The following is a 24,402-nucleotide window of genomic DNA, read 5'->3' as shown; positions in this document are numbered from 1 at the left end:
GATACGATTTATCTTTAAAATATAATATGAAGCAAAACAAACACCTTAAACATTTGTTCTGGCTAACAGTTGCGACACTGTTTATTAGTACATCAGGCAGTTTAGGTAAATTTATAGATATGCCAACGCCTGTAGTCATTTGGTGGCGTTCAGCTTTAGCAGCTATATTTTTGCTTGTATTTTGTGTTTACAAGGGCATTAGTCTAAAAATCCTTAACGGAAAAGATAGACGTACTTTTTTTATTGGCGCCGTTCTAATGGGCGCACATTGGATTACCTATTTTATTTCCTTAAAATTATCTAACGTAGCTATTGGTATGCTCTCAATATTTACCTTTCCAGTAATCATTGCGCTTTTAGAACCATTATTTTCAAAGTCAAAACTAGACCCAATTCATATTGTTCTGGGGTTAATGGTGCTTACAGGAATATATATTTTAGCACCAGAATTTAATCTAGAAAGCAGCCAACTACAAGGTGTGTTATTCGGTGTGTTATCTGCGTTTTGTTATGCCTTACGTATTCTTATTCTTAAGGGCGAAGTGAAAAAGTATAATAGTACAATGCTGATGTTTTATCAAGTAGCAATAATAGCTATACTATTGGTACCCATATTGTTTTTTGAAAGCACCGTAAATATAAAAACGCAATATCCGTATGTCATTATTCTTGCCTTATTAACAACCGCAATTGGGCACACCATGTTTGTAAATAGTCTTAAATATTTTAAGGCTAGTACGGCTAGTATTATTGGTAGTTTACAACCAATATTTGGAATAATTATTGCTTTTTTATTCTTAAATGAAATACCTACATTGAATACTTTTTTCGGAGGTAGTCTAATATTAGCAACTGTAATTATTGAAAGTATTAGGTCTAAGAAAAAATAAATGTTTTAAATTGGCGTGATAGTTGCGTCTTGCAAAGTTATATTATAAAAAAAATTCCATGAAAAAGATAGTCTTTCTGTTTCTATTACTACCAACATTATTGATTGCACAACACAATATTAGTGGCACATTTTCTCCTACTGAAGATTACACCTATGCCTTTTTATACGAAGCCACACCTGATGGTGCTAATTATGTAGAACGTGCAAAATTAGATAGCCTAGGTAATTTTACATTAGCTCTAGATGCTAATGCCAATCCAGGTATCTATAAAATTGTTTACGCCATTCCACCAGAAGAAAATAATTTTGACTTGGTTTACAACGGAAAGGAAGATGTTACTTTTACTTTTAGTATGGATAAAGGTGTTAATTTCACCGAGTCTACAGAAAATAAGCTTTGGGATTCTTACCTAAACAGTATGGATGTTGTTAACCAAACCATCAGTAATTTTTATACCAAAGGCGGAACAGATAAAAACGCGTTCAATTCTATCTTTAAAACACTAAGAGAAACACAAGTATCCTACGAAGATTTAGCTAAAGGAAAGTTGGTTGAAGCCTTTATTAAAGCTAATAAACCTTACACACCTGAAGCTTATGAAGATTTAACAACATATTCTAAAAATCTTAAAGCTAACTTTTTTAAAAATATAGATTTTAATAATCCGTTTTTGCAAAGCTCTAGTTTAATAACTGACCGCGTTAGTGGTTTTGTATTTGGTATGTCAGCAGCTACAGATAACGACACTTACAAAAAACATATTGATATCGTGGCAAAAGCAATTAAAAGCACTGATGCCAAAATACAATCACCGTTATTAGAATTATTATGGCAAGAGTTTAAACGTCGCGAAAATCATGATATGGCTAATTACATATCTAACAATTATTTGTTAGCAATTGCAAAGTCTACAGAAAATAAAATCTTAGAACAGCAATTACTAAGTTACAAAAACACATCTGTCGGTGCTTTAGCTCCTGATTTTCAAATCCAAACAAAACCTTCACTAAAACTCTCTGAGCTAAAAGGCGATAAGTATTACGTACTTATCTTTTGGAGTAGTGGCTGCGGTCATTGCTTAAAAGAATTACCTAAAGTAAAAGATTTGATAACTTCTGTCTCAAACACTAAAGTCATTGCTTATGGATTAGAAAATGACGCCACAAACTGGACCGAAGAAATAAAAAAATACCCTGATTTTGTTCATGGTATTGGTCTTGGTAAATGGGAAAATCCTTTAGTGCAAACATTTGCGATAGCAGCTACACCAACGTATTTCGTTTTAGATGCTAATAAAAAGATTATTGCTAAGCCTTATGATTTTGAAGGTTTAGAAGCGTTTTTTGGGAAATAGAAATGAGATTTTAAAAAACCATAATAAGAGTTATCAAGATTATTACTAAGCCAAATAATCAATTCCAACCATGTTAAAATATTTTGAAAAAAGTCAGCTTTTATCTTTACTTCTATCTATAATCCTACTTACAAGTTGCGATGGTCCAGAAACATATATATACCTTGGTCGTCAAGTTCCAAAAAAATATATTGATGAAATTAAAACTCTTGGTCTTTTAAGTTCTAATGAAAAAATAAAATACTTTTATTCTGATGGATTTAATGACATCAAAGAAGGATTATACTTTGTTACTGACAAGAATCTTGTTGCTTATAATAAGGAATGGGAATATCCAAAAACAATAATACCATTCAGTGAAATAACTAATCTTGATGTCATGTATAATGAATCATTATATGAAGACAGTTATATATTCGTTGAATCAAAGGAGTTTGAATTAGACTTTCCTGTATCAAGTGAAAAAGGAAGAGACAAAGATTTCTTCAACTATTTAGTCCAAAAATCAAATCAACATAAAAAAGAAGATTAGATTTAGGAGACGAATTATCTCATCTTAGAATTGATTAATTTACGCTTCCATATTAATTCTATATTTAATAGAAAATAAAACGCCCAATCAACAGATGTCGACTGAGCGTTTTGAAACTAAATAACCAACCAAAATTTAGCTTCGTGTATTTGTTCTTGGGTTATCTTTCTTAACCATTTTTTGTTTACGTTTCTTAAAAGTATTCTCTTGTTGTACCATTCGGCCTTGAGCATTTTCAGTTCGTAAGAACTCTATATAACCTCGACCTTTAAATTCATATACGGTACCAGAATCTGCGTGTAGCAATTCTATTGTCCCATCATCTATAACGCTAAGATTGAAGAATTCATTGCTGAAAAAGTCATAATCAAGTGTTAAAGTTTTTTCGTACAAATCTCCTGATATATTACCAACACCATATACTCCTGTAAAATCCCAGAAAATATTATTTGGGTTATTAATATTAGCATCTTGTGAGCTACGGAATTCTGAATCATTACCAGCAGCTAAAAACTGTAAATAGTTTTCGTTATCAAAATCATTTAATGCTCCAAAATTACTGGTGAATGTTTTTTCCCATGCTTCATACTCTTGTAAGAAATAATGAATGTTATCATAGAAAACAAAATCATAATCAAACGTAGATCTTTGGTAACCATCCAAAAAGTATGATGTATCTGTGAATGGGTTGTACAATTCAATCGTATTATTATCTATTTGAAATACATCAAAAGAATCAAAGCCATCTAAATCATGATCAACATCTAATTGCATATTAAAGGTATTATATGTACCTACATCTATACCAAATCCGTTGCCTTGACTTCCTAAACCAACCAAATTATTATTTGCAAATAAAGTACCGTTTCTGAACGATAATGTAAATGCTACTTGCATAAATGGCACTTCGCCAAAACCTTGTGTAGCGTTAACATCAACGTACCATAACTCATACGAGTTTAGCAATTGATTTAATGTTATTGGCTGAGGATTATTATCTGTAATAATTACCTCATCTACAACACATGATGTTAGTAGTGTTGCACTTAGGACAAATCCGAAAAGTAGTTTTAATGTTTTCATAATCCACATATTTAAAATTATATTAGTAGAATTTCAAAACACGTGCCAAACTCAAAAACCTACATATGACCTAGGTTTGAAAGCCTTTTTTTTTTATGTACTTTTGAATTAAGAAGATTAATTTCAATACATGGATAAAACCACAAAATACGCCGTATTTGGCTCAGGAAGCTGGGCAACAGCAATCGTAAAAATGCTTTGCGAAAATCTTGACGAAATCGGTTGGTATATGAGAAGTGTTTACACCAAAGAACATATTTTAAAAGAGCAACACAATCCTAATTATTTAAGCTCAGTAGAGTTTCATACCGAACAACTAAAGCTTAGTAATGATATTAACGAAATTGCTGATTGGGCAGATGTACTGATTTTTGTGATTCCATCTGCATTTATTCATACCGAGTTACAAAAACTAACCGTTGACATTAGCAATAAGGTTGTGGTTTCTGCTGTAAAAGGCATCATACCAGAAACTGGACTTTTAGTAGGTGAACATTTTCATGATCATTACAATATTTCTTTCGAAAATATTGGTGTTATCGCAGGACCATGTCATGCCGAAGAAGTTGCTCTTGAGCGTTTGTCGTATCTAACAATATCATGTGCAGACGCCTCAAAAGCGCAAGCTATTGCCGATGTACTATCTAGCAATTACATTAAAACAAAAATTAGCGATGATATTATTGGTACCGAGTATGCTGTAATGCTTAAAAATATTTACGCTATTGCTGCAGGAATTGCTCATGGTTTAGGTTACGGCGATAATTTTCAAAGTGTATTGATGAGTAATGCTATCCGTGAAATGAAGCGTTTTATAAAAAAAATGCACAAGATGAAACGTAACATTAACAACTCGGCTTATTTAGGTGATTTGTTAGTGACAGGCTACTCCGTTTTTTCTAGAAATAGAATGTTTGGAAATATGATTGGTAAAGGCTACACCGTAAAGTCTGCACAAATGGAAATGAATATGGTAGCTGAAGGTTACTATGCTACAAAAAGTGCTTTTATTCTAAACCAGAATAATGAAAAGAAGACCAATCTACCTATAATAAAAGCTGTTTATTCAATTTTATATGAGAATAAAAACCCAAAGAAAGTCTTCAAAAAACTGACGGATAAGTTGGATTAATAGTCTCTTCTATTTTCTCCAGAGGAGAAGGAAATCTTTGTGGAATCGTACAATATAAAAATCATTGATACTCACTTAAAACGAAAATCTAGGATTGGTTTTTTGATGCTATAATTTTTCCCTCTGGGAAAATATCCGTAGGACAAAAGGGCTTTTTTACTTCACCAAAACACCTCTAGCTTCCATTAAAGGAATTGACTGCAGTGCTTTTACATTAATTGTATTTTTCCTGAAAAGATATGTCTTATCAAACATTTTGTTTCCCTCAAAAAAAGACACTTTAAACTGGTTGTTTAATACAAATAATTCTTCTTGAATTAATTCAATTTTTGCATAACTTTTTTTAGGAAGAATATCTATTTTTTTACGGAAAGTCGATGTGATTTTAGTCTCGTTATAACCATTCGTCACAATGATTACCATTTCTAAATCGATATCTTTATCGTTAATGATATAGGCATTCCAATCCTCAGTTTTGTAGGTCTCGTTGTATTCTTTTACAACAGCTACGTAAACATCATTTACTTCTGGTATTTGAATGTCTTTTTTCAAAATCTATAATGCCGACTTAAACTGCTCTAAAAAACGCACATCGTTTTCACTTAGCAAACGGATATCGCTTATTTGATGTAATAATAAAGCTATACGGTCAATACCCATACCAAAGGCAAAACCAGAGTATTCTTTAGAATCAATACCACAATTGTCTAAAACATTTGGATCTACCATTCCGCAACCCATAATTTCTAACCAACCAGTACCTTTGGTCATTTTGTAGTCAGTTTCGGTTTCTAAACCCCAATAAACATCTACTTCGGCACTTGGCTCAGTAAATGGGAAATACGATGGACGTAATCTGATTTTAGACTTACCAAACATCTCCGTTGTAAAGTATTGTAGCGTTTGTTTTAAATCTGCAAAGCTTACATCTTTGTCGATATATAAACCTTCTACTTGGTGAAAAAAACAATGCGAACGCGCCGAAATAGCTTCGTTACGATACACACGACCTGGAGAAATTGTACGTATTGGTGGTTTGTTATTTTCCATATAACGCACTTGTACAGAACTTGTATGTGTACGTAATAATATGTCTGGATCTGTTTGTACAAAAAACGTATCCTGCATATCTCTTGCTGGATGGTATTCTGGCAAGTTTAGTGCTGTAAAATTATGCCAATCGTCTTCTATCTCTGGACCTTCACTTACGTTAAAACCAATACGAGAGAATATATCTATAATTTGATTTTTTACAATCGATATTGGATGACGCGCTCCAAGTGCTATAGGCTCGCCTGGACGAGACAAATCTCCATAAAGTCCATTGTCTTCTTCTTGATTTTCGAGAACTTCCTTAAGAGCATTTACTTTGTCCTCAGCTGTTTTCTTTAACTGATTTATGGTTTGTCCAAACTCTTTCTTTTGCTCGTTTGCTACATTTTTAAACTCCGCAAAATATTCTTTCAAAAGGCCTTTTGACCCTAAATACTTAATTCGAAACTGTTCTACTTCGTCTTTTGATTGCGTAGTGAACGCTTCAGCTTCTGCAATGAGTTCTTTTAACTTATCTATCATACTTCCATCAATTGAATCCGCAAATTTAAAAAATCTTATTCGATATAATCCGTTTCTACAAAATAGTTGACAATTGCTTCTTTCATTAAAACGCTTTGCTCACCAGCTTTTAGATGAGGCAATTGCGCCTTTACTTTATAATGTGGCCAACCGTCATCGTCTACAAAATCGAATTCATAAAAACCATAAGGTTCTAAAAGCTTACAAATGGCAATGTGCATGAGATCTAATTTGTGATCTTTTTTGTAATCACGATGAATCTGACCAAGCTCTTGAACACCTATAAGATATATAATAGAATCAAGGTCTAAAGCATCGCCATCTGCAAACTGTGTAGAAAGCTTTTCTACCACCAAATCCCAGCGTTCTTTTAATTGTTCGTCTCTTGCCATAATTTACTTATCTATAATTGCGTTATAGAATTGACAAAGTTAATTTATATTTTTTCTAGAAGAACGAAATTTTGCAGAATATAACCTTCAAAATTTCATCTAATAGAAGTAACCACTTTGTTAGTTCATGAATTTTATTCAGTTGATTTTATAAAATTTTCAACTTAAAAAATTCATGTACTTTTGTTTTAAACCGCTAGTGTTATGAGTATCATTGATATTGTTTTAGGTGCCCTTTTATTATTTGGATTAATTAGAGGTGCCATGAAAGGTCTTTTTGTAGAAATTGCTTCGCTTTGCGCTTTAGTTTTAGGTGTTTTTGGCGCAATTCACTTTAGTTATTTTGTTGCTGATTTATTAGAACCAAAAGTAGATTGGGATGAAAAGACTATGAATATCGTAGCTTTTGCTATAACTTTTGTTATCATCGTGTTGGCAATAAGTCTAGCCGGAAAAGCATTAACTAAACTTGCTGATTTTGCTGCCCTTGGTATGCTTAATAAATTATTGGGTGGTGTCTTTGGCGCTTTAAAGATTGGTTTAATTCTTAGTGTATTACTTATTGTTTTTAATAAGTTAAATAACACATTACCTTTTATGGAAGATGAAGAATTAGAGGAAAGTATTCTTTACAAACCTGTTAAATCTTTGGCTCCAATGATTTTCCCAACACTGATAAAAAGCGGAGAAGAACTAGAATTAGCTCCTGAAGAGGAAGCATAAAAAAAGTCGCTTTACAGCGACTTTCCCTATTATTACTTTTTGAGTTTACTTTTTAGGTAAACAAAACCATCTTCAATATTTTCGAAAACATCTTCTAGAGGTACCAAATCTGGGATAACATCTACCGCTTCTAACATATCTTTTGGTTGCTCTTTAAGACCAATTAAAAGAACTTCAATATTCTGTTCTCTCAAATCATATATAACATCTTCTAAAGTATATAAACCTGACTGATCTATGTATGGGACACGGTCCATTCTCATAATTACTGCCTCTACCTCATCTGGCAATGCTTTTATCTGATCTTTAAAATAAGACGTAAAACCAAAGAATAAAGGGCCGTATAAGTGCTTAATAATAACTTTTTTCTTGTAATCTTCATAGAATTCAATTTCGTCTTGCCATGGTTTTGAACCATCAATATCAGCAACAGCACCAACCTCTAAACCTTTCTCGCTAATATCTCCAGATTTTTTCATAAATAAAAGACACGCCAGCGCAACACCAACTCCAACAGCTTGTATCAAACTACCAAAGGTTGTTATTGCTAAAACTAAAATTAAAACAACGGCGTCTGCTCTTGGGACTTTAAGAAGATGCTTTAAACCTTTAAAATCTATTATCTTAAATCCTATTGGGATTAATAGTCCTGCTAAAACACATAGTGGAATAAGTGATGCTAATTGCCCTAATCCTAGTAAAACAGTTAATAGAAAAATTCCATGAAGTATACCTGACAGACGTGTTCGACCTCCTGCATTGATATTAACAACAGTTCCTTTAGTAGCTCCTGCACCAGGAATTCCTCCAATAGCAGCTGCTAACATATTACCAATACCTTGACCAATAAGCTCTCGATTACTATTGTGCTTTGTCTTGGTCATATTATCAGCAATCACTGAAGTTAGTAAGGAATCTATACTCCCAAGTACAGCTAAAACAATTGCATATTCAATAATAATTCCCCAAGCACTAGAATCGACTTCTAAAATACCGCCTAGTTGAAATGAAGGTAGTCCTGATGGTATTTCACCTATTAAGGGTACATCCATTTTAAAGAAATAAGCAATTAATGTAGCTACAATTAAAGCAACTAAAGCACTTGGAATGGCTTTATTTATTTTGGGAAATACAAAATATACGGCAATAGTAATGGCGCCTAAAAGCAATGCTGATATATTAAATTCAGCAAATAATCTCGGGAAATCTTTAACTACGGCAGTTGTAGATTTTGCAGAGTCTAATCCAGCAAAAGGAAATAACTGTAGAATTACAATAATGAGACCTACACCACTCATAAACCCTGATACTACAGGGTAAGGAAAGTATTTTACGTATCCAGCAATATTTAAAAATCCAAAAATTATTTGAAAAAGTCCTCCAAGTAGAAAACTTAGTAAAATAATACTCATTGCATTTTCTAAACTTCCTGTAATTTCGATAGCTGCTGCTACCAATGCCGCAGAAACAACAGTCATAGGACCAGTAGGTCCACTCGCTTGAGTCTCTGTACCACCAAACATTGCAGCAAAAATACCTACCGCAATTGCACCATACAATCCAGCAGTTGCTCCCATTCCAGATTGAACTCCAAAAGCTAACGCCAATGGTAAAGCCACAACTCCTGCAACTAATCCACCTGTGAAATCTCCTTTAAGGTTTTTAAAATCAAAAAAATTTGAAAGCATAGAAATAAGATTTAAATACTGGTTTAGAACACACTAATAGAATAGTTTGTGTTTACACTTTGGTTTTAGACTAATTCTACTCTACCTGTATGTAAACTATAAACGCCTCCAACGATTTTAATTTCACCATTATCTTCCATTTCAGTTAAAATTTGACTGTTTTCTCTAATGCGTTCAATAGTTAATTTCACATTATTTTCAACTGTTTTAGCAACAAATGCTTTATTTGAAGAATTAGCTTCACCTTCAACCTCAACAGCAGATTTTCTTACAGCTGGCATAATCTTACTTAACATTTCTGTAATGTTACCCAACTCTACACCATCACAAGCTGCTTTTACTGCACCACAGCTTTCGTGACCCAAGACTAAGATTAACTTACTGCCTGCAACGTTGCATGAGTATTCTAAACTTCCTAAAATATCTACGTTTTCAAAATTGCCCGCTACCCGAGCCACAAAGATATCTCCAATTGCTTGGTCTAAAACTGTTTCGACTGGTACACGAGAATCGATACAAGACAAAACAACTGCTTTTGGGTATTGTCCGCCTGTGGTCTGACTTACTAAAGCTTTGTTATCAGTAGCTTGAGAATTGCTATTGACAAATCTATTGTTTCCGTCTAATAAATCTTGTAAAACACTATCTGGTGTTAATGCACTTTGTACATCTTTTGTTATTGCTATATTTTTCATCAGTAATTATATTTAAAGGATTATTGTGATATTTTCTCAAGTTTAAAAAACTCAATAAAACTCTCAGGGTTTTCAACTATGCCTCTTTCCGAAACTAGCTTTATTGTTATATTTCTTTCTTTTGCTTTAAAAGCAAAATCATCTAAAATTTCTATAATATCATTATCCAAATAACGTGTTTCTCTAACATCTAATTCTAAATATGAATTTTCGGGTAATCGGTCTAATTCTTTTAAAATAGCACCTTTATTGAAAAAAGTAACTTCCTCTGCTAATGTCATTTTTATTTTACCATCATCAACATCTTCACCTTCTTTATGTAAAAAATGAGAGTTTTGATAGCTTTTTATTAAAATAATTATAATCCCAACAGCCAAACCTAATCCAATACCCTTAAGTAAATCTGTAAATACAATACCACCAACGGTTACTACAAATGGTATAAATTGTTTCCAACCTAAATCATACATTTTTTTGAATAATGCTGGCTTTGCTAATTTATAGCCGACAATTAATAATATAGCCGCTAATACAGAAAGCGGAATCATATTCAACAAACGTGGAATAAGAATAACAGATATTAATAAAAGAAAACCATGAATAATTGCAGAAGCTTTACTGCGACCTCCAGATTGAATGTTTGCGGAACTTCGAACTATTACTTGTGTTATTGGTAAACCCCCTATTAAACCTGATAGAATATTTCCTGTTCCTTGTGCTAAAAGTTCGCGATTAGTAGGAGTTACATTCTTATGAGGATCTAACTTATCTGTAGCCTCAACGCACAATAATGTCTCTAAACTAGCTACTAAAGCAATTGTAAATGCTACTATCCATATTTCAGGATTTGTGATTGCAGAAAAATTAGGAAAGCTAAATTGACCTATAAAAGAATCAAAACCATCAGGTACTGGTACACTTACAAGATGTGAGGCTTCTATACTTAGTGTTTCATTAGATTGTGTTAGAACATAAAAAACAATACCTATGACTACAGCAACTAAAGGTCCTTGCACTATCTCGAAAATTTTTCCCTTTTTAGACAACACATTGCTCCAAAGCAATAATATTGCTAATGCGACAAGACCTATTAAAGCAGAACCAGGTTGAATATGATTAATCGTATTAATGATTTCTAAAAAAGTATTTTGACCATCTACTTGAAAAAATGCAAAATCACCTTCTGGATCTGAATCATATCCGAAAAAATGCGGGATTTGCTTTAGGATAATAATGATTCCTATGCCTGTTAGCATACCTTTAATTACAGACGAAGGAAAGTAGTAACCAATAATTCCGGCTTTTAAAACACCAAACAAAAGTTGAATAATCCCGCCTAATACAACAGCGACTAAAAAGTTTTCATAACCTCCCAAAGTGCCAATTGCAGTTAATACTATTGCTGCTAAACCAGCTGCGGGACCACTAACACCGATTTTAGAACCACTTAAAGAACCTACTACAATACCACCAACGATACCTGCAATTAATCCTGAAAACAGTGGTGCTCCACTAGCTAATGCAATACCTAAACATAAAGGTAATGCTACAAAGAATACGACAATACTCGCTGGTATGTCATTTTTTAATGTTTTAAACATATAATAAAGATGATATGCTTTAGTTATAACCCTAAAGCTTAATTAAAAATGTGAACGTTATGGTTCTTAGTTGGTAAGTTTTTTGCAATCTAAATATAATCCGGAGGTGGAAAAATCAAATTCAGATTTGGTTTGGAGTATTTTTTAAATGTATATACATCACTATCTGTTGTAGTCTTACTAATATCTTGGCTTTCCGAATCTAAAGAAATAACATCAAAAAGAAGTTTTAAATTTTCTTTTTCCTCCTCTTCATTTTCTCCATAAAACAAAGTCACATCAATACTATCATCTATCGACATAATTACAGTCGGTGCAGATACTATTATCACAAATAGTAATGCGAAAAAAGTTGCAGTTTTTTGAAGTCGGTTGATTCCCATAAAGACTCGAATATACAATTTCATAAATCTTAATTTGTTAATTTTTTTTTAAAAAAACTTTAACAGTTTTATGTCTTCAGAAATTATCCAACCTGTTGTTTTATCGGCTATCTCTATTTTATACCAATCTTCATAGCTTTCTAAAACCTGTACTTTGGTTCCTTCATGGAGTCTAAAAACTTCTTCGCTAGTCTTATTAGGGTCTGCTTTAACTCTAGTTTCTTGTGCAAATACAATTGCGGGATTATTCTTCTTTTCCAGACTGTTTTTTTGAAAAGCAATACCTAAAGAGAATAATGCAATCAAAAGTCCTAAAATGCTTATCACAAAAGCAATACGCTTTTGTGATGTTGCAGATGTAAAATGATATAACAAAAATAAAATCACAAATACTAAAACACCAGAGATAGCAATTTTTGCCCACATGCTAGATGAAAACGTATTTACTAAGTTTTTAAATATTCTTGAAAATCCTACTTCGGGCACCTTATCTATAGCATCAACAGTCATATTTTGTGCAAATGCAAGATTGTTTTCTATATCCTTGTCATTAGGGTTTAATTGCTTTGCTTTTTCAAAATAATATACACTAGGTGCAATATTGTTAAGTTTATAATGCGAATTGGCTAAATTGAAATATAGTTCCGCCGAGTGCTCATTTGAGTCTAATATGGTTTCATATTTATCTATAGCTTCAGAATATTTTCCTTGATTGTATAGCGTATTTCCTTCTTTAAAAAGGTCATCGTTCTGAGCATTTGAATAAATACTAAAACAAGTAAATAATAGAATTAAAAATACCTTCATACTATCTTATTTGTTTATCTATGGCTCCAATTGTTGTGACCGATTTGTCATAATCATTCTGCATTGTTACCTGAGTAATTGGAGTATATCTAGCTAATTCACAATTCTCTAAAATAGAAATGAATTCCGAAACCACTGATGACTCCACATTACGTTCACTTAATAAGCTCTTAATTTTTTCTTTATTAAAATCACTAGTTTCTATATGTAATTTTGCTTTTAAATAATTATGAAATGCTTTTTCTAAAGCAATATAAAATGCTTCTTTTTTTCCTAGGGCCTTTTTTGCATCACTTAAATACTTCTTAGCCAAGCGATCCGCTTTTCTTCGTTTATTACCAACAATATCAGCATTACGCTTTTCTTGATTTCGCCTTATAAAAATGGCAAGTGGAATCAACAAAAATGGCACTAAAAGTAGCGTCCAAAAAAGGTTTGATTTAAAAAAAGGCTTTTCACTTTTTGATACCCAAGCTGCATTTGTTTTAATAAATGAAAACGTATTAGAATTTGTAGTGACTGCTTGCTTATTGGTATTAGTAACATTATTTGAAGCTGTATCGGTATTAACCGATGATGGTCCATTAACAACGTCAATGACAAGCTCATCAGAAGTGAGTCTTTTGTATGTTTTTGACTTAGGGTCAAAATAAGAGAACGAAACTTCTGGTAATGGGTATTTACCTTTGTATTGAGGAACAATGGTATAAAAGTCTGAGATTTCTCCTTGCATTCCTGCTAGATTTGTTCTTACGTTTTCCTTATGTTCTGGTTCATAAACCTCTAAAGAGCTTGGTACAGTAAGTTTAGGTAATTCGAATAATTTTAGATTTCCTCTTCCAGAAACTCTAACTTTTGCTTCAAGTGATTCCCCTGCATCTAAACTTAATTTTGTTGATGTCACGCTAAAATTAAAATCCCCAACTGCTCCTTTAAAATCAGCAGGTTTTCCTTCTTCTGGTAGTGGTTTTACGTTTACGATTCTTGTACTAGAGGCTATACTCTGTTGTACTTTTCTGACAATTCGGTTACCAAAAATATCGTAACGACTTGTCGGGACATCGATATTAAGATTAATAACGTAAGGTTCTAATTTGAGTTTTCCTGTTTTTTGGGGATAAAGCACCACTTTCTTTAAAATGACGTAGCGATAATCCTCTCCTTTGAACTGAGCATTTTGAGGTCTAAATGCTCTAACTTCTATATTTTGATTCCAAAAATCTTCGTATTGTGGTGTCTGCTTGTCTCCCAATATATTTGCAGCAATATTTGGCGCTACATATAATTTATAAAGCACCGTTATAGCTTCATTAAGATATGGTGATGTTTTTGAGACCTCAGCAACTAAATGGATTTTCTGTGATGCAATGTAAGCTGGGTCGTTTGGATCTTTAGGTTTTTCTATCGCCTTTGTGACTTTTATAATAACAGGAAATGTTTTGTAAACTTGACCATCAATCTCAATCTGAGCTTGCTTAATTGTAAAGCTTCCTTGTTTTTTAGGTGATAAAAAATAGCTGTAGGTTTTTGTGAAGGAACGTTTTCCGTTGGACCAATAATTACTAACAGAAGTGTTTGGACCACCAACAACAGTAAAACCGTCAAAACTAGGTGGTACAAAGTTGTCTCCATCTTGATTCATTTCAAAATCTATTCTGAGACGTTCATTAGCTCCTAACTTCTTTTTGCTGACTTTGGCTTCAAATTTCACCTGAGCCATCGCTAAGCTAGAAGCAAATACAAATAATAATAGTAATATGTTTTTAGTGAATTTCATTTTAGCCAACTGCAATTACCAATCTTTTTCTGTTCTAACTTTAGCTCCTTTTTGCTTTTTGGCATTGATTTTTTCTTGAACCTTTTGCTCTTGATTATTCATAGCCTCAAGAATATTTTTTATTTGTTGAGGTGACATTTTTCCTGGTTGAGGTTTTGGTTTTTGTTGAGGTTTTTCTTTATCGCCTTTTCCATCGTCCTTCTTTTCATCTTTTTCTTTACCATCTTTATCTTCCTCGTCATCACCTTTTTTCTTGTCCTTATCGCCGTCTTCTTCTTTTTTATCTTTTTCCTTTTCGTCTTCCTTTTTTTCTTGGTCTTTTTTATCCTTATCTTCGTCTTTTTGGTCATCCTTTTTATCGTCTTTCTTTTCGTCATCACCACCACCATCTTGGTCCTGCTGTTCTGCACAATCTTTTGCTAAAGCAAAATTATAACGTGTTTCTTCGTCGTTGGGATTATTTCGCAACGCGTTTTTAAAGGCCTCGACAGCTTCTTTACATTTTTTGTTTTGCATTAAAATATTTCCAATATTATGAAATGCTCTATGTTTTTCTTCTTTAGTTTTAGCATTATTTGCAGCTTCTTGATTTCTGAATAATGCCTCACCAAAATTACCTTTCTTATAGTATGAATGTGCCAAATTGTAAGCACCTGCAACATTACGTTCTTGAGTAGAAATCGCTTTACGGTATTCCATTTCTGCAGCTATAAAATCTTCTTTTTCTAGTAACGAATTAGCTTCGTAAACTAAATCCTTGGCTTTACGCTCTGACTTTTTTCTTTCTTTTTCAAAATCTTGAGAAAATCCAAAAACTGAAACTAGTAATGCTAGAATTATACTGTATGCTTTTATATTATATGTCCTTTTCATCATCTCTAATTTAATAAAGCTCGCTTAGTGAAGGCGTTAAAATAGTACTAAAAATTCTCATTGAATAAATTGAGTTTTTTTAGCCACTCTGTTTTTCGTTCTAATAAAAAGATATCTATAAATAAAAATAGAATCCCAAACCCTAAAAACCACTGAAACTGGTCTTTAAAATCTGCAATCTGTTTAGATTCAAATTCTTTTTTATCCATTTTATCTAATAAATCTTTAATTGTTTCTACAACTTCGTTTGTACTTGACCCATTTATATAAACGCCATTAGCTTCTTCAGCTATCTCTTTGAGTGTGTCTTCGTTAAGCTTTGTAATGACAGTTTCGCCATTTCTGTCTTTTTTATAATTAAGAATAATTCCATTTCTTTTTATTGGAATTGGACCACCTTTTTTGTTTCCAACTCCTATAGTAAATATTCGGATACCTTGCTCATTAGCCTCTTCGGCAATACTTGCAGCATCTCCTTCATGGTCTTCACCATCCGAAATAATAACTAGAATACGATTAGTTTGTTCCTCATCATCATAATAGGTTTTTGCAAGTTCAATAGCCTCACGTATAGCAGTACCTTGAGATGTCATCATGTCTGTGTTCATGTTTTGTAAAAACATCTTTGAAGCTGCATAATCAGTTGTAATTGGCAACTGCGGGAATGCCTTACCAGCATAAGCGATTATCCCAACACGGTCACTACCTAAGCTATTAATGATTTGAGTTACTAGTTGCTTGGATTTTTCGATACGATTTGGTGCTATATCTTCTGCCAACATACTTTTTGAAACATCAACAGCAAAAACTATATCTACACCTTGACTACGAACTGTTTCTAGTTTTGTACCAATCTTTGGATTCACCAATGCTAATGACAAAAACAAAAAAGCAGCACTAAGTACAATCAACTTTAAAACACTTTTAAATAATGATTGGTTTGGGCTTAAACGTTTTAACAAGGTTGAATTAGCAAACTTTTTCTGTGCGGATTTCTTCCATACTTGTACAAGTATAAACAACAAAACAATTACCGGAATTACCAGCAAAGTCCAAAACCATATCTTTTCGTCTAATCTAAACAAAGCTTCTAAAAATTGTATGTTTCAATAACCATTCTATCACTATTAAAAATATAGCTATTAGCACTAATGGTCTATATTTTTCTTCGTAATTATAATATTTTTTCTCTTCGACTTCTGTTGTTTCTAGCTTATTAATTTCGGCATAGATTTCTGCTAATTTTCTATTATTGGTTGCTCTGAAATATTTTCCTCCAGTAGCATCAGCAATTTCTTTTAATAGCTTTTCGTCAATCTCAACTTGTGCTCTCCCATACTGGAATGTATTGTCCGCTCTGATACCAATTGGCGATAACGCCATACCATTTGTACCTAATCCAATTGTATAGGTTTTAATTCCGTACTCTACAGCTAATTCGCTAGCTGTTTTTGGGTCAATAAAACCGCCGTTGTTAACACCATCAGTCAACAGGATAATAACTTTACTTTTTGCCTTACTATCTTTTAGTCTGTTTACAGATGTTGCTAAACCCATACCAATTGCTGTTCCTTGCTGGATAATTGTATTATATCTTATATCTCTTAAGGAACGTAACACAATATTTTTATCACTTGTGATTGGGGTTTTAGTAAAAGCTTCACCAGCATATTCTACTAACCCAATTCGGTCATTTGGTCTTCCGTTAATAAAATCTGCAGCCACTTTTTTTAAAGCTTCTAATCGGTCGGGTTTTAAATCTTTTGCCAACATACTTGCAGAAACATCAATTGCCATAACAATATCAATACCGCGAGTTGTTTTTGTTTTTGTCGAAACATCTACTGTTCGTGGTCTAGCCAATGCTGTGATTAATAGTGCTAGAGCAATTAATCGTAATGCAAAAAGTAAATGTTTGAATTTACTCCAAAACGAGCCTGAAGTCTTAAATCCTTGGATTGAAGATATTTTTAACTCTGCAGTCTGTCGCTTTGATTTAAAAACATACCAAATCAATGCTATTGGCAAAAGCAATAGCAGCCAGAAAAACTCTTTATTTAAAAATTCGATACTTTCTAACATTATTTGGTTTCTTCTTCTCGTTTTACGTTTTCATTGAGTTCTACAGAATCGACAATTCTTTGGACGATATCATTCGCATATGGGTCATCAGCTCGCCAAACTAAAGTTACTTGTTGTATGATTTGTTCAGTAGTAAAACTTAACAACATATATTCTCCTTCATAAAAATCACCTTCTTTTAAACCTGGAAATTTTGCAGAACCAAAGGTTTTTAGGCCTTGCGCATCATTTGGTGTTTTAAACTCTTCGTTTTTAGTAATAATGTCCTTAACACCTTTAGCTTCCCATGTTTGTAAATTACCTTCAATGACCTTAGTGATGTTTAATGCCTTCTGTTTTTCGCCGTCTTGTTCTTCTCTTGTCCCTAATAAAGTTGTTCCTGTTACAATATTAAAATCATCGATTAAGCTACCATATGCAAAAACACTAATTTTTGCTTTATCCTTCATTTCTGGCGGAAGTTCAACTTCTTGGCGTTTTAAAACCCTTGGTGTTTCTATATATATTGGTGGGAATCCATAAGCACTTTTTACCCATTCACCTTCTAAAAGCTCAATACTACTATGCCCTAATAATTTGTCCTTTACATATCCAAAACCATATGTAGCACCAAAGCCAATAAATGTTGCTATGATTAAGAATAAAGAAATTGCAGTAGTCAGAATTATTTTCTTTCGCTTTTCTTTACGCTCTTGTTCTTCTTTATATTGTTGCTTTAATAACTTCTCCTCTTCATTAGGTTCTGGCAGCGTTAGTTTCACAGCATCAAGCTCCTTTGCTATGGTTCGCTTATCTAATTCTGCTAAAGCAATATCTGGCTTTGATTTAGCAAATTTTACTAAATCGGCACGCTTAAAAATAGTTTCAATATTAGTAATGGTTTCTTTATTAAATGGAAATTGATTACCATCTTTTAAAAGCTGAAGACGTTCTACCAACTCATCTGTAGTACTCTCTAGTGAGCGATTATAGACTTTTTCATCTAAAAATTTACGAATGATAAAGGTTAATTCTGAATAGAATCCTTTAAAATCTTCACGCTCTAAATAACGTTGCTCATCTAATTTAGATATTGCCAACTTGGCCCGATCGTATGGTGGTAAGAGTGCTATCTCTTCTTCTTCTGTTAATGGTTTTTTTCGCCAGATAAACCAGTATAATAAAAATCCAATTAGTGCAATTACAGCAATAGCAATCAAAATGTACAGCCACCACTTACTACTACTTTTTTCGACTTCAATTATTGGTTTAATATCGTAAAGTCCTTGTTTCGTAGTATCAATCTCTATAGTATTGACTTCTACTTTTAGAGAATCTGTAAAAAAAGGATTATCTCCTATAATTATTTTTTGTTTTGGTATATAGTAAGAACCCGAATCGAACTGAGTTATCTTATATTCACGTAATAACTGAAATTTAGAGGCCTTTTTTGTAGTGTCAATCTTTGAGGCTTCAACAACTTCTAATGGTAAAAAAGTTTGTCCTTCTGGAAAAACCACCAAATTAGTTGAATCTGTTTCGACTTTGATTTTATAAGAAATCTGTTCTCCTATTCTAATACTTGTGGTATCAACTTCGGTCGAAACTTGACCGAAAGAGAGAATAGAATAAAGAATAAAGAAAACAGAAAGAAGTCTCGTAGCTTGAAATTTCATGCTCGAGGTTGTCATATTCATAATTCGTAATTCGTAACTCATTTATCCTCTTCTTTTAAAATAACCTAATAGTTTTTTGACATAACTCTCATCAACTCGGCAGTTTATAGTTCCTGCTCCAGATTTGGTAAACGCATCCTTGTAATACTCTACTTTTTCATTGTAAAATTTACTATAGTCAGTTCGTACTTTTTTTGATGCTGTATTGACTAATAATGACTCTCCAGTTTCTTCATCTTGCATTTGCACCATTCCGATATTTGGAATTTCGGCTTCATATCTGTCAAAAACACGAATACCAGTAATATCATGTTTACCAGCTGCTATTTTAAGTGTTTGTCTGTAATCGTCGGCCACAAAATCCGAAAGCATAAAAACAATAGCTTTCTTTTTCATGACATTAGACAAAAATTTCAGCGCTTCTGAGATATTTGTTTTTTTACTTTTTGGTTTGAATTCTAATAACTCACGAATAATTCTTAAAACATGAGAGCGTCCTTTTTTAGGAGGAATAAACAGTTCGATTTCGTCAGAGAATAAAATCAATCCAATTTTGTCGTTATTTTGAGTAGCAGAAAACGCTAAAGTTGCTGCAATTTCTGTAACAATTTCATCTTTAAATTGGTTTTGAGTTCCGAATAATTTACTTCCTGAAACATCTGCCATTAGCATCATGGTAAGCTCTCGTTCTTCTTCAAAAACCTTAACATGAGGTTCGTTTGTTCGTGCGGTAACATTCCAATCAATATTACGCACATCATCTCCAAATTGATATTGGCGTACCTCCGAAAAAGTCATACCACGGCCTTTGAAAGTCGAATGATATTCGCCACCAAAAATATGATCAGACAATCTACGTGTCTTAATCTCTATTTTGCGTACTTTTTTAAGAAGTTCTTTAGTATCCATTTTTGGTTATGTCATTTCGTAATTGATACGAAATCTTTCAAATTTTATTTATGAAAATTGATAATGAGATTCCTACTTATACAGGAATAATAACACTATGGTACTTCAATAACATTTACAATTTTGTTAATGATATCTTCAGAAGTTATATTTTCTGCCTCTGCTTCATAAGTAATTCCTATTCTGTGTCTAAGAACATCGTGAACTACAGCTCTAACGTCTTCAGGGATTACATATCCACGACGTCTGATGAAGGCATAACATTTTGCTGCTGTAGCTAGGTTAATACTTCCTCTAGGCGATGCTCCAAAAGAAATAAGCCCTTTTAAATCAAGAAGATTGTAATTTTCTGGGTATCGCGTCGCAAAAATTATATCTAAAATATATTTTTCGATTTTTTCATCCATATATACTTCTCTAACTGAACTCTGAGCTTTAAGTATTTGTTCTACAGAAACCACAGGATTAACTTTATCCCAAGTACCTTTTAAATTGGCACGCATAATCAATTGCTCTTCTGCTTGTTTCGGATAATCAATTACCGTTTTTAACATAAATCGGTCAACTTGGGCTTCAGGTAAAGGATATGTTCCTTCTTGTTCCACCGGATTCATCGTTGCCATTACTAAAAATGGTTTATCTAAAACAAAGGTTTCGTCACCAATAGTCACCTGCTTTTCTTGCATAGCTTCTAACAATGCTGATTGCACTTTTGCAGGTGCTCTATTTATCTCATCTGCTAAGACAAAATTTGCAAATATTGGTCCTTTTTTTATAGAGAAATCATTCTCTTTCATATTGTAAATTAGTGTCCCAACTACATCTGCAGGTAATAAATCTGGTGTAAACTGAATACGACTAAAACTTCCGTCAACTGCTTTTGACAGTGTATTAATGGCTAATGTCTTTGCTAAACCTGGCACACCTTCTAATAAAATATGGCCTTGACCTAAAAGTCCAATTAGCAATCGTTCTACCATGTGTTTTTGTCCGACGATGACCTTGTTCATTTCTAAGGTTAATAAGTCTACAAATGCACTCTCTTTTTCTATCTTTTCATTAATTGATTTTATATCAATTGTATTCGTTTCTTCCATATTTTAAAAGTTTTTCAACCGTTTTATCTATATCTAGATATCAGTTTCGCAAATTGTTAAAATTATTCTACCTATGCTGTTAACGATTGGTTAAAAATACCCATGTTTTTGATAATTAGTGTTAACCTAAATCTTAAGCTCACAAATCCATTAAATTTAGATATTTTTACAAGGCTATTAATTCAGTATAAACATGACAAAATATTCAAAAATAATTAGTGGAACAATGACTTGGGGTGTTTGGGGAAAACAACTATCAACTAAGGAGATGACCGCTATTATGCAACATTGTATATCTAATGGCATAACCACCTTTGACCATGCAGATATATACGGTGGCTACACTACCGAAGCAGAGTTTGGAAAAGCATTTACAAAATCTGAAATAAAACGTGAAGATATCCAGCTGATTTCTAAATGCGGCATCCAGTACATGAGTGATAATCGCTCTAATAAAGTTAAGCATTACGATTACAGTAAAGAATACATCATTTGGTCCGTTGAAGAATCTTTAAAACATCTTCAAACTGAGTATTTAGATATGCTTTTACTACATCGTCCAAGCCCGTTAATGCAGCCTAATGAAATTGCTGAAGCTATTTCTAAACTCAAAAAACAAGGAAAAATCAGAGACTTTGGTGTTTCAAATTTTACGTCGTCGCAAATGGATATGATAGGACTAAGAATGGATATTGATGTCAACCAAATTGAATTTTCATTAACAGCCCATCAAGCGATGCATGATGGTACATTAGACTACATGTTAAGTAATGGTATAGCACCAATGGCATGGTCGCCTTTAGGCTCAGTATTTAAAGACGATACTGAACAAACTAGACGAATACATAAACAATTGGGCAATCTGATGGAGAAATATAATGCTACTGAAGATCAACTTTTGTTAGCATGGTTATTAAAACATCCTTCTGGAATTAAACCTGTTGTTGGTACTACAAACAAAACAAGATTAAAACAAGCTATGGAAGCTACTAAAATAAATTTAGAACTCGAAGATTGGTTCTTGATTTTGGTAGCAGCACAAGGACACAAAGTGCCATAATAAATTCAAAAAATAATATGAGAAAAACAGCATTAATAACTGGAGCAACAAGCGGAATAGGCAGAGCAACAGCACATGAGTTTGCTAAACATGGCATCAATTTAATCCTTTGTGGTAGGCGACAAAAGCGTTTAGACATTGTTCAAGAAGCATTGTCACGAGAAACCGATGTACATACTTTAAATTTTGATGTCCGCGATAAAAACAAAACGTTTGAAGCCATTGCCTCGCTTCCAGATACCTTTAAAAATATTGATATTTTAATAAATAATGCAGGGAATGCTCATGGTCTTGACCCTATAGAAACAGGTAATACCGACGATTGGGATGCTATGATGGATATTAATGTCAAAGGTCTGCTTTATGTAAGCAAAGCCATTATCCCAGGAATGACTAAACGCCAATCTGGACATATTATTAATATTGGGTCATCTGCAGGAAAAGAAGTTTATCCAAAAGGGAATGTTTATTGCGCTAGTAAACACGCAGTCTTAGCAATAACTGAAGGCATGCGTATCGACTTAAATCCTTATGGTATAAAAGTGAGTGCTGTAAATCCTGGTTTAGTAGAAACTGAGTTTTCTGAAGTCAGATATAAAGGTGCTTCAAATGCAAATGACACTTATAAAGGTTATAAAGCATTGCAAGCAGAAGACGTTGCCGAAGTCATACACTTTGCAATTAGTAGACCTGCCTATGTTAATATTGCTGATGTTTTAATGTTTTGTACAGCACAAGCGAGTTCTACTATAGTTAAGAAAGAAATCTAAATGTTTTGATTAATAAACGTCTTTTAATAAAAAACCTACTCGCACACAATGACGAGAATAGTTTTTATGACAAAAAGCGAAAACTTAATCTTAGTTACAAAGAAGGAAAAGCCAAATTTCTTAAGCACATTTGTGCGCTTTCAAACAGTAATCCCAAAAACAACTCATATATCGTTATTGGGGTAGATGATGCTGACAATACCATTATTGGAGTAGATTTTTTTGATGATAGCAAAATTCAAAATTTGATTAATGCTTATCTCGCTAATCCGCCAATTGTACAATATGAGAATATTCCTTTTCCTCATTTACCAGATGATAAAGTTGTTGGCTTAGTAACTATTAGAGCCAATAAAGGATTAACATCTCTTCGGAAAAACATTTGGAAATATTATGGCGGTGCTGTCTTTTTTAGAGACGGTAGCATGAGTATGCCAAAGGTTTTTGATATCGAAATTAAAGATGTGAATTCTGAAATTGTCTCAGCTATAGAAAACCATGCTTTAAACAATATTGAATTAACATTAGATGGTGTTTTTGACTTCATGAAAAAACGTGAAGACTTTAATCCAAATTATAAAGTATTTAAAGAATATTTTGTGTTATGCTGGGCTGGACAAAAAAAAGAAGTCAAAGACGAAATCTTTTTTTCGCGAGTAGATATTGAGTTAATAAACGAGCAAAAACGACTTTTTTATTCGGCTTTAGATGAAGTATCCATTTCTTATACTGACAACTACTTTACTATTGTTGAATATGTTAAGCTAGGTTTCAACGATAATGACAAATATTACAAACTAGAAGAAACGGTTATAGATTTTGGACATAATGGTAACTACACTATTGAGACTAGGCTACTATTTGAAGCACCTCAATTTGATAAAAAGGTCTTGCATCACATTTACAACTCTAACAACGTTTTACTAGAAAAATTAAAAAAGGGCTTATCATTAAATCCAAGTCAAACTAATGACTTGAAAAATCTACCCGCTACCTATCTTATTTGTTATCTAAATGATTTTGAAAATGCAATAGATAAATTAGAAGAAGCCAAACCACTTTTAAAGTCCTATAGCAAAGCTATTTACGATGAGTACAAGTTGACAATACGTATTTTAAGAAAAGTAAAATACAATTAGATTAAAGTAGAAAGGTACGTTCATCGATTTTTTTTGCCAACAAAAACTAATGCTCTAATTTTTATGTAATTAGTCCGTAATAATCTGAATTTCAGTGATGTCTTATTAACTTTACAAAGCTATTAAAGCAACAACATATATAACCTTACTTCTCCCAACAACGTTTTGGCATTGAGGTAAGG

At 32.8% G+C, this 24,402-nt stretch carries 24 protein-coding genes; 8 read left to right on the top strand and 16 right to left on the bottom strand.

Annotated features, from left to right (window positions below; all coding sequences use genetic code 11):
- The first annotated feature begins 26 nt into the window (after positions 1 to 26).
- The 3 genes from BTO05_RS09660 to BTO05_RS09650 all read left to right on the top strand — a co-directional run bounded on the left by BTO05_RS09660 (position 27) and on the right by BTO05_RS09650 (position 2,779).
- Positions 27 to 890, top strand: a complete 864-nt coding sequence (locus tag BTO05_RS09660) for a DMT family transporter (protein WP_087492467.1) — start codon at positions 27 to 29, stop codon at positions 888 to 890.
- A 58-nt stretch (positions 891 to 948) separates the two neighbouring features.
- A complete protein-coding gene (locus BTO05_RS09655) occupies positions 949 to 2,247 on the top strand; it encodes a TlpA family protein disulfide reductase (RefSeq protein WP_087492466.1) in 1,299 nt (432 codons plus the stop codon).
- Between the two features lie 70 nt (positions 2,248 to 2,317).
- Complete coding sequence (locus BTO05_RS09650) at positions 2,318 to 2,779, top strand: hypothetical protein (protein WP_087492465.1); 462 nt, start codon at positions 2,318 to 2,320, stop codon at positions 2,777 to 2,779.
- A 135-nt stretch (positions 2,780 to 2,914) separates the two neighbouring features.
- Here the strand turns inward: BTO05_RS09650 and BTO05_RS09645 are convergent, their stop codons facing one another.
- The gene (locus BTO05_RS09645; protein ID WP_087493331.1) at positions 2,915 to 3,862 is read right to left on the bottom strand and encodes a nicotinic acid mononucleotide adenyltransferase; all 948 of its coding nucleotides are present in this window, start codon (positions 3,860 to 3,862) and stop codon (positions 2,915 to 2,917) included.
- A 130-nt stretch (positions 3,863 to 3,992) separates the two neighbouring features.
- On the opposite strand from BTO05_RS09645, the gene BTO05_RS09640 reads away from it, so the two are divergent.
- Positions 3,993 to 4,994: an NAD(P)H-dependent glycerol-3-phosphate dehydrogenase gene (locus BTO05_RS09640; RefSeq protein ID WP_087492464.1), complete on the top strand. Its 1,002-nt coding sequence runs from the start codon at positions 3,993 to 3,995 to the stop codon at positions 4,992 to 4,994.
- A 156-nt stretch (positions 4,995 to 5,150) separates the two neighbouring features.
- Here BTO05_RS09640 and BTO05_RS09635 read toward each other — a convergent pair whose 3' ends face one another.
- Genes BTO05_RS09635 through BTO05_RS09625 form a run of 3 tightly spaced genes read right to left on the bottom strand, consistent with a single transcriptional unit; the run spans position 5,151 to position 6,961 of the window.
- On the bottom strand, positions 5,151 to 5,546 hold the full coding sequence (locus tag BTO05_RS09635; RefSeq protein WP_087492463.1) for a hypothetical protein: 396 nt from the start codon (positions 5,544 to 5,546) through the stop codon (positions 5,151 to 5,153).
- 3 nt (positions 5,547 to 5,549) lie between these two features.
- Entirely contained in the window at positions 5,550 to 6,569 is a 1,020-nt protein-coding gene (pheS, locus tag BTO05_RS09630) for a phenylalanine--tRNA ligase subunit alpha (RefSeq protein ID WP_087492462.1), read from the bottom strand.
- Positions 6,570 to 6,604: 35 nt separating this feature from the next.
- Entirely contained in the window at positions 6,605 to 6,961 is a 357-nt protein-coding gene (locus BTO05_RS09625; protein WP_087492461.1) for a hypothetical protein, read from the bottom strand.
- A gap of 204 nt (positions 6,962 to 7,165) precedes the next feature.
- On the opposite strand from BTO05_RS09625, the gene BTO05_RS09620 reads away from it, so the two are divergent.
- Positions 7,166 to 7,684, top strand: coding sequence for a CvpA family protein (locus BTO05_RS09620; protein ID WP_087492460.1), 519 nt, complete (start codon positions 7,166 to 7,168; stop codon positions 7,682 to 7,684).
- A 32-nt stretch (positions 7,685 to 7,716) separates the two neighbouring features.
- On the opposite strand, the gene BTO05_RS09615 is transcribed toward BTO05_RS09620, so the two are convergent.
- The 12 genes from BTO05_RS09615 to BTO05_RS09560 all read right to left on the bottom strand — a co-directional run bounded on the left by BTO05_RS09615 (position 7,717) and on the right by BTO05_RS09560 (position 21,251).
- On the bottom strand, positions 7,717 to 9,372 hold the full coding sequence (locus tag BTO05_RS09615; protein WP_087492459.1) for a SulP family inorganic anion transporter: 1,656 nt from the start codon (positions 9,370 to 9,372) through the stop codon (positions 7,717 to 7,719).
- A gap of 65 nt (positions 9,373 to 9,437) precedes the next feature.
- Entirely contained in the window at positions 9,438 to 10,067 is a 630-nt protein-coding gene (locus tag BTO05_RS09610; RefSeq protein WP_087492458.1) for a carbonic anhydrase family protein, read from the bottom strand.
- A 20-nt stretch (positions 10,068 to 10,087) separates the two neighbouring features.
- Entirely contained in the window at positions 10,088 to 11,668 is a 1,581-nt protein-coding gene (locus BTO05_RS09605; protein ID WP_087492457.1) for a SulP family inorganic anion transporter, read from the bottom strand.
- Positions 11,669 to 11,757: 89 nt separating this feature from the next.
- Positions 11,758 to 12,075 (bottom strand): hypothetical protein, encoded by a 318-nt coding sequence (locus BTO05_RS09600; protein WP_232459727.1) that lies wholly within the window; start codon positions 12,073 to 12,075, stop codon positions 11,758 to 11,760.
- 24 nt (positions 12,076 to 12,099) lie between these two features.
- Positions 12,100 to 12,858 carry a tetratricopeptide repeat protein gene (locus tag BTO05_RS09595; RefSeq protein WP_087492456.1) on the bottom strand — a complete coding sequence of 253 codons (759 nt, stop codon included), beginning with the start codon at positions 12,856 to 12,858 and terminating at the stop codon, positions 12,100 to 12,102.
- 1 nt (position 12,859) lies between these two features.
- Positions 12,860 to 14,635 carry a BatD family protein gene (locus BTO05_RS09590; protein ID WP_087492455.1) on the bottom strand — a complete coding sequence of 592 codons (1,776 nt, stop codon included), beginning with the start codon at positions 14,633 to 14,635 and terminating at the stop codon, positions 12,860 to 12,862.
- Positions 14,636 to 14,650: 15 nt separating this feature from the next.
- Complete coding sequence (locus BTO05_RS09585) at positions 14,651 to 15,508, bottom strand: hypothetical protein (RefSeq protein WP_087493329.1); 858 nt, start codon at positions 15,506 to 15,508, stop codon at positions 14,651 to 14,653.
- Positions 15,509 to 15,555: 47 nt separating this feature from the next.
- A complete protein-coding gene (locus BTO05_RS09580; protein WP_087492454.1) occupies positions 15,556 to 16,593 on the bottom strand; it encodes a VWA domain-containing protein in 1,038 nt (345 codons plus the stop codon).
- On the bottom strand, positions 16,586 to 17,590 hold the full coding sequence (locus BTO05_RS09575; protein ID WP_087492453.1) for a vWA domain-containing protein: 1,005 nt from the start codon (positions 17,588 to 17,590) through the stop codon (positions 16,586 to 16,588). Before BTO05_RS09575 ends, BTO05_RS09580 begins: the two co-directional genes overlap by 8 nt.
- Positions 17,590 to 19,287 (bottom strand): hypothetical protein, encoded by a 1,698-nt coding sequence (locus BTO05_RS09570; RefSeq protein ID WP_087492452.1) that lies wholly within the window; start codon positions 19,285 to 19,287, stop codon positions 17,590 to 17,592. The genes BTO05_RS09575 and BTO05_RS09570 overlap by 1 nt, the downstream gene beginning before the upstream one ends.
- Positions 19,288 to 20,154, bottom strand: a complete 867-nt coding sequence (locus tag BTO05_RS09565) for a DUF58 domain-containing protein (RefSeq protein WP_087492451.1) — start codon at positions 20,152 to 20,154, stop codon at positions 19,288 to 19,290. It abuts the gene before it with no gap.
- Between the two features lie 95 nt (positions 20,155 to 20,249).
- Positions 20,250 to 21,251 (bottom strand): AAA family ATPase, encoded by a 1,002-nt coding sequence (locus BTO05_RS09560; RefSeq protein WP_087492450.1) that lies wholly within the window; start codon positions 21,249 to 21,251, stop codon positions 20,250 to 20,252.
- A 193-nt stretch (positions 21,252 to 21,444) separates the two neighbouring features.
- On the opposite strand from BTO05_RS09560, the gene BTO05_RS09555 reads away from it, so the two are divergent.
- Genes BTO05_RS09555 through BTO05_RS09545 form a run of 3 tightly spaced genes read left to right on the top strand, consistent with a single transcriptional unit; the run spans position 21,445 to position 24,220 of the window.
- Complete coding sequence (locus BTO05_RS09555) at positions 21,445 to 22,311, top strand: aldo/keto reductase family oxidoreductase (RefSeq protein ID WP_087492449.1); 867 nt, start codon at positions 21,445 to 21,447, stop codon at positions 22,309 to 22,311.
- A 17-nt stretch (positions 22,312 to 22,328) separates the two neighbouring features.
- Positions 22,329 to 23,081, top strand: a complete 753-nt coding sequence (locus BTO05_RS09550) for an SDR family NAD(P)-dependent oxidoreductase (RefSeq protein WP_087492448.1) — start codon at positions 22,329 to 22,331, stop codon at positions 23,079 to 23,081.
- A gap of 5 nt (positions 23,082 to 23,086) precedes the next feature.
- Entirely contained in the window at positions 23,087 to 24,220 is a 1,134-nt protein-coding gene (locus tag BTO05_RS09545) for an ATP-binding protein (RefSeq protein WP_087492447.1), read from the top strand.
- Positions 24,221 to 24,402 lie beyond the last annotated feature (182 nt).

The sequence above is a fragment of the Winogradskyella sp. PC-19 genome, assembly GCF_002163855.1.
In the GTDB taxonomy this organism is placed as follows: domain Bacteria; phylum Bacteroidota; class Bacteroidia; order Flavobacteriales; family Flavobacteriaceae; genus Winogradskyella.
Note: the sequence above shows the minus strand (reverse complement) of the source record. Positions and strands in the feature narration are given on the sequence as shown.

What these genes read in the sequence shown, in the direction of transcription:
- BTO05_RS09660 (WP_087492467.1), top strand. Translation starts at nt 27, where the DNA reads ATGAAGCAAAACAAACACCTTAAACATTTGTTCTGGCTAACAGTTGCG.
- BTO05_RS09655 (WP_087492466.1), top strand. Translation starts at nt 949, where the DNA reads ATGAAAAAGATAGTCTTTCTGTTTCTATTACTACCAACATTATTGATT.
- BTO05_RS09650 (WP_087492465.1), top strand. Translation starts at nt 2,318, where the DNA reads ATGTTAAAATATTTTGAAAAAAGTCAGCTTTTATCTTTACTTCTATCT.
- BTO05_RS09645 (WP_087493331.1), bottom strand. Translation starts at nt 3,862, where the DNA reads ATGAAAACATTAAAACTACTTTTCGGATTTGTCCTAAGTGCAACACTA.
- BTO05_RS09640 (WP_087492464.1), top strand. Translation starts at nt 3,993, where the DNA reads ATGGATAAAACCACAAAATACGCCGTATTTGGCTCAGGAAGCTGGGCA.
- pheS (WP_087492462.1), bottom strand. Translation starts at nt 6,569, where the DNA reads ATGATAGATAAGTTAAAAGAACTCATTGCAGAAGCTGAAGCGTTCACT.
- BTO05_RS09625 (WP_087492461.1), bottom strand. Translation starts at nt 6,961, where the DNA reads ATGGCAAGAGACGAACAATTAAAAGAACGCTGGGATTTGGTGGTAGAA.
- BTO05_RS09620 (WP_087492460.1), top strand. Translation starts at nt 7,166, where the DNA reads ATGAGTATCATTGATATTGTTTTAGGTGCCCTTTTATTATTTGGATTA.
- BTO05_RS09615 (WP_087492459.1), bottom strand. Translation starts at nt 9,372, where the DNA reads ATGCTTTCAAATTTTTTTGATTTTAAAAACCTTAAAGGAGATTTCACA.
- BTO05_RS09610 (WP_087492458.1), bottom strand. Translation starts at nt 10,067, where the DNA reads ATGAAAAATATAGCAATAACAAAAGATGTACAAAGTGCATTAACACCA.
- BTO05_RS09605 (WP_087492457.1), bottom strand. Translation starts at nt 11,668, where the DNA reads ATGTTTAAAACATTAAAAAATGACATACCAGCGAGTATTGTCGTATTC.
- BTO05_RS09600 (WP_232459727.1), bottom strand. Translation starts at nt 12,075, where the DNA reads ATGAAATTGTATATTCGAGTCTTTATGGGAATCAACCGACTTCAAAAA.
- BTO05_RS09595 (WP_087492456.1), bottom strand. Translation starts at nt 12,858, where the DNA reads ATGAAGGTATTTTTAATTCTATTATTTACTTGTTTTAGTATTTATTCA.
- BTO05_RS09590 (WP_087492455.1), bottom strand. Translation starts at nt 14,635, where the DNA reads ATGAAATTCACTAAAAACATATTACTATTATTATTTGTATTTGCTTCT.
- BTO05_RS09585 (WP_087493329.1), bottom strand. Translation starts at nt 15,508, where the DNA reads ATGAAAAGGACATATAATATAAAAGCATACAGTATAATTCTAGCATTA.
- BTO05_RS09575 (WP_087492453.1), bottom strand. Translation starts at nt 17,590, where the DNA reads ATGTTAGAAAGTATCGAATTTTTAAATAAAGAGTTTTTCTGGCTGCTA.
- BTO05_RS09570 (WP_087492452.1), bottom strand. Translation starts at nt 19,287, where the DNA reads ATGAGTTACGAATTACGAATTATGAATATGACAACCTCGAGCATGAAA.
- BTO05_RS09565 (WP_087492451.1), bottom strand. Translation starts at nt 20,154, where the DNA reads ATGGATACTAAAGAACTTCTTAAAAAAGTACGCAAAATAGAGATTAAG.
- BTO05_RS09560 (WP_087492450.1), bottom strand. Translation starts at nt 21,251, where the DNA reads ATGGAAGAAACGAATACAATTGATATAAAATCAATTAATGAAAAGATA.
- BTO05_RS09555 (WP_087492449.1), top strand. Translation starts at nt 21,445, where the DNA reads ATGACAAAATATTCAAAAATAATTAGTGGAACAATGACTTGGGGTGTT.
- BTO05_RS09550 (WP_087492448.1), top strand. Translation starts at nt 22,329, where the DNA reads ATGAGAAAAACAGCATTAATAACTGGAGCAACAAGCGGAATAGGCAGA.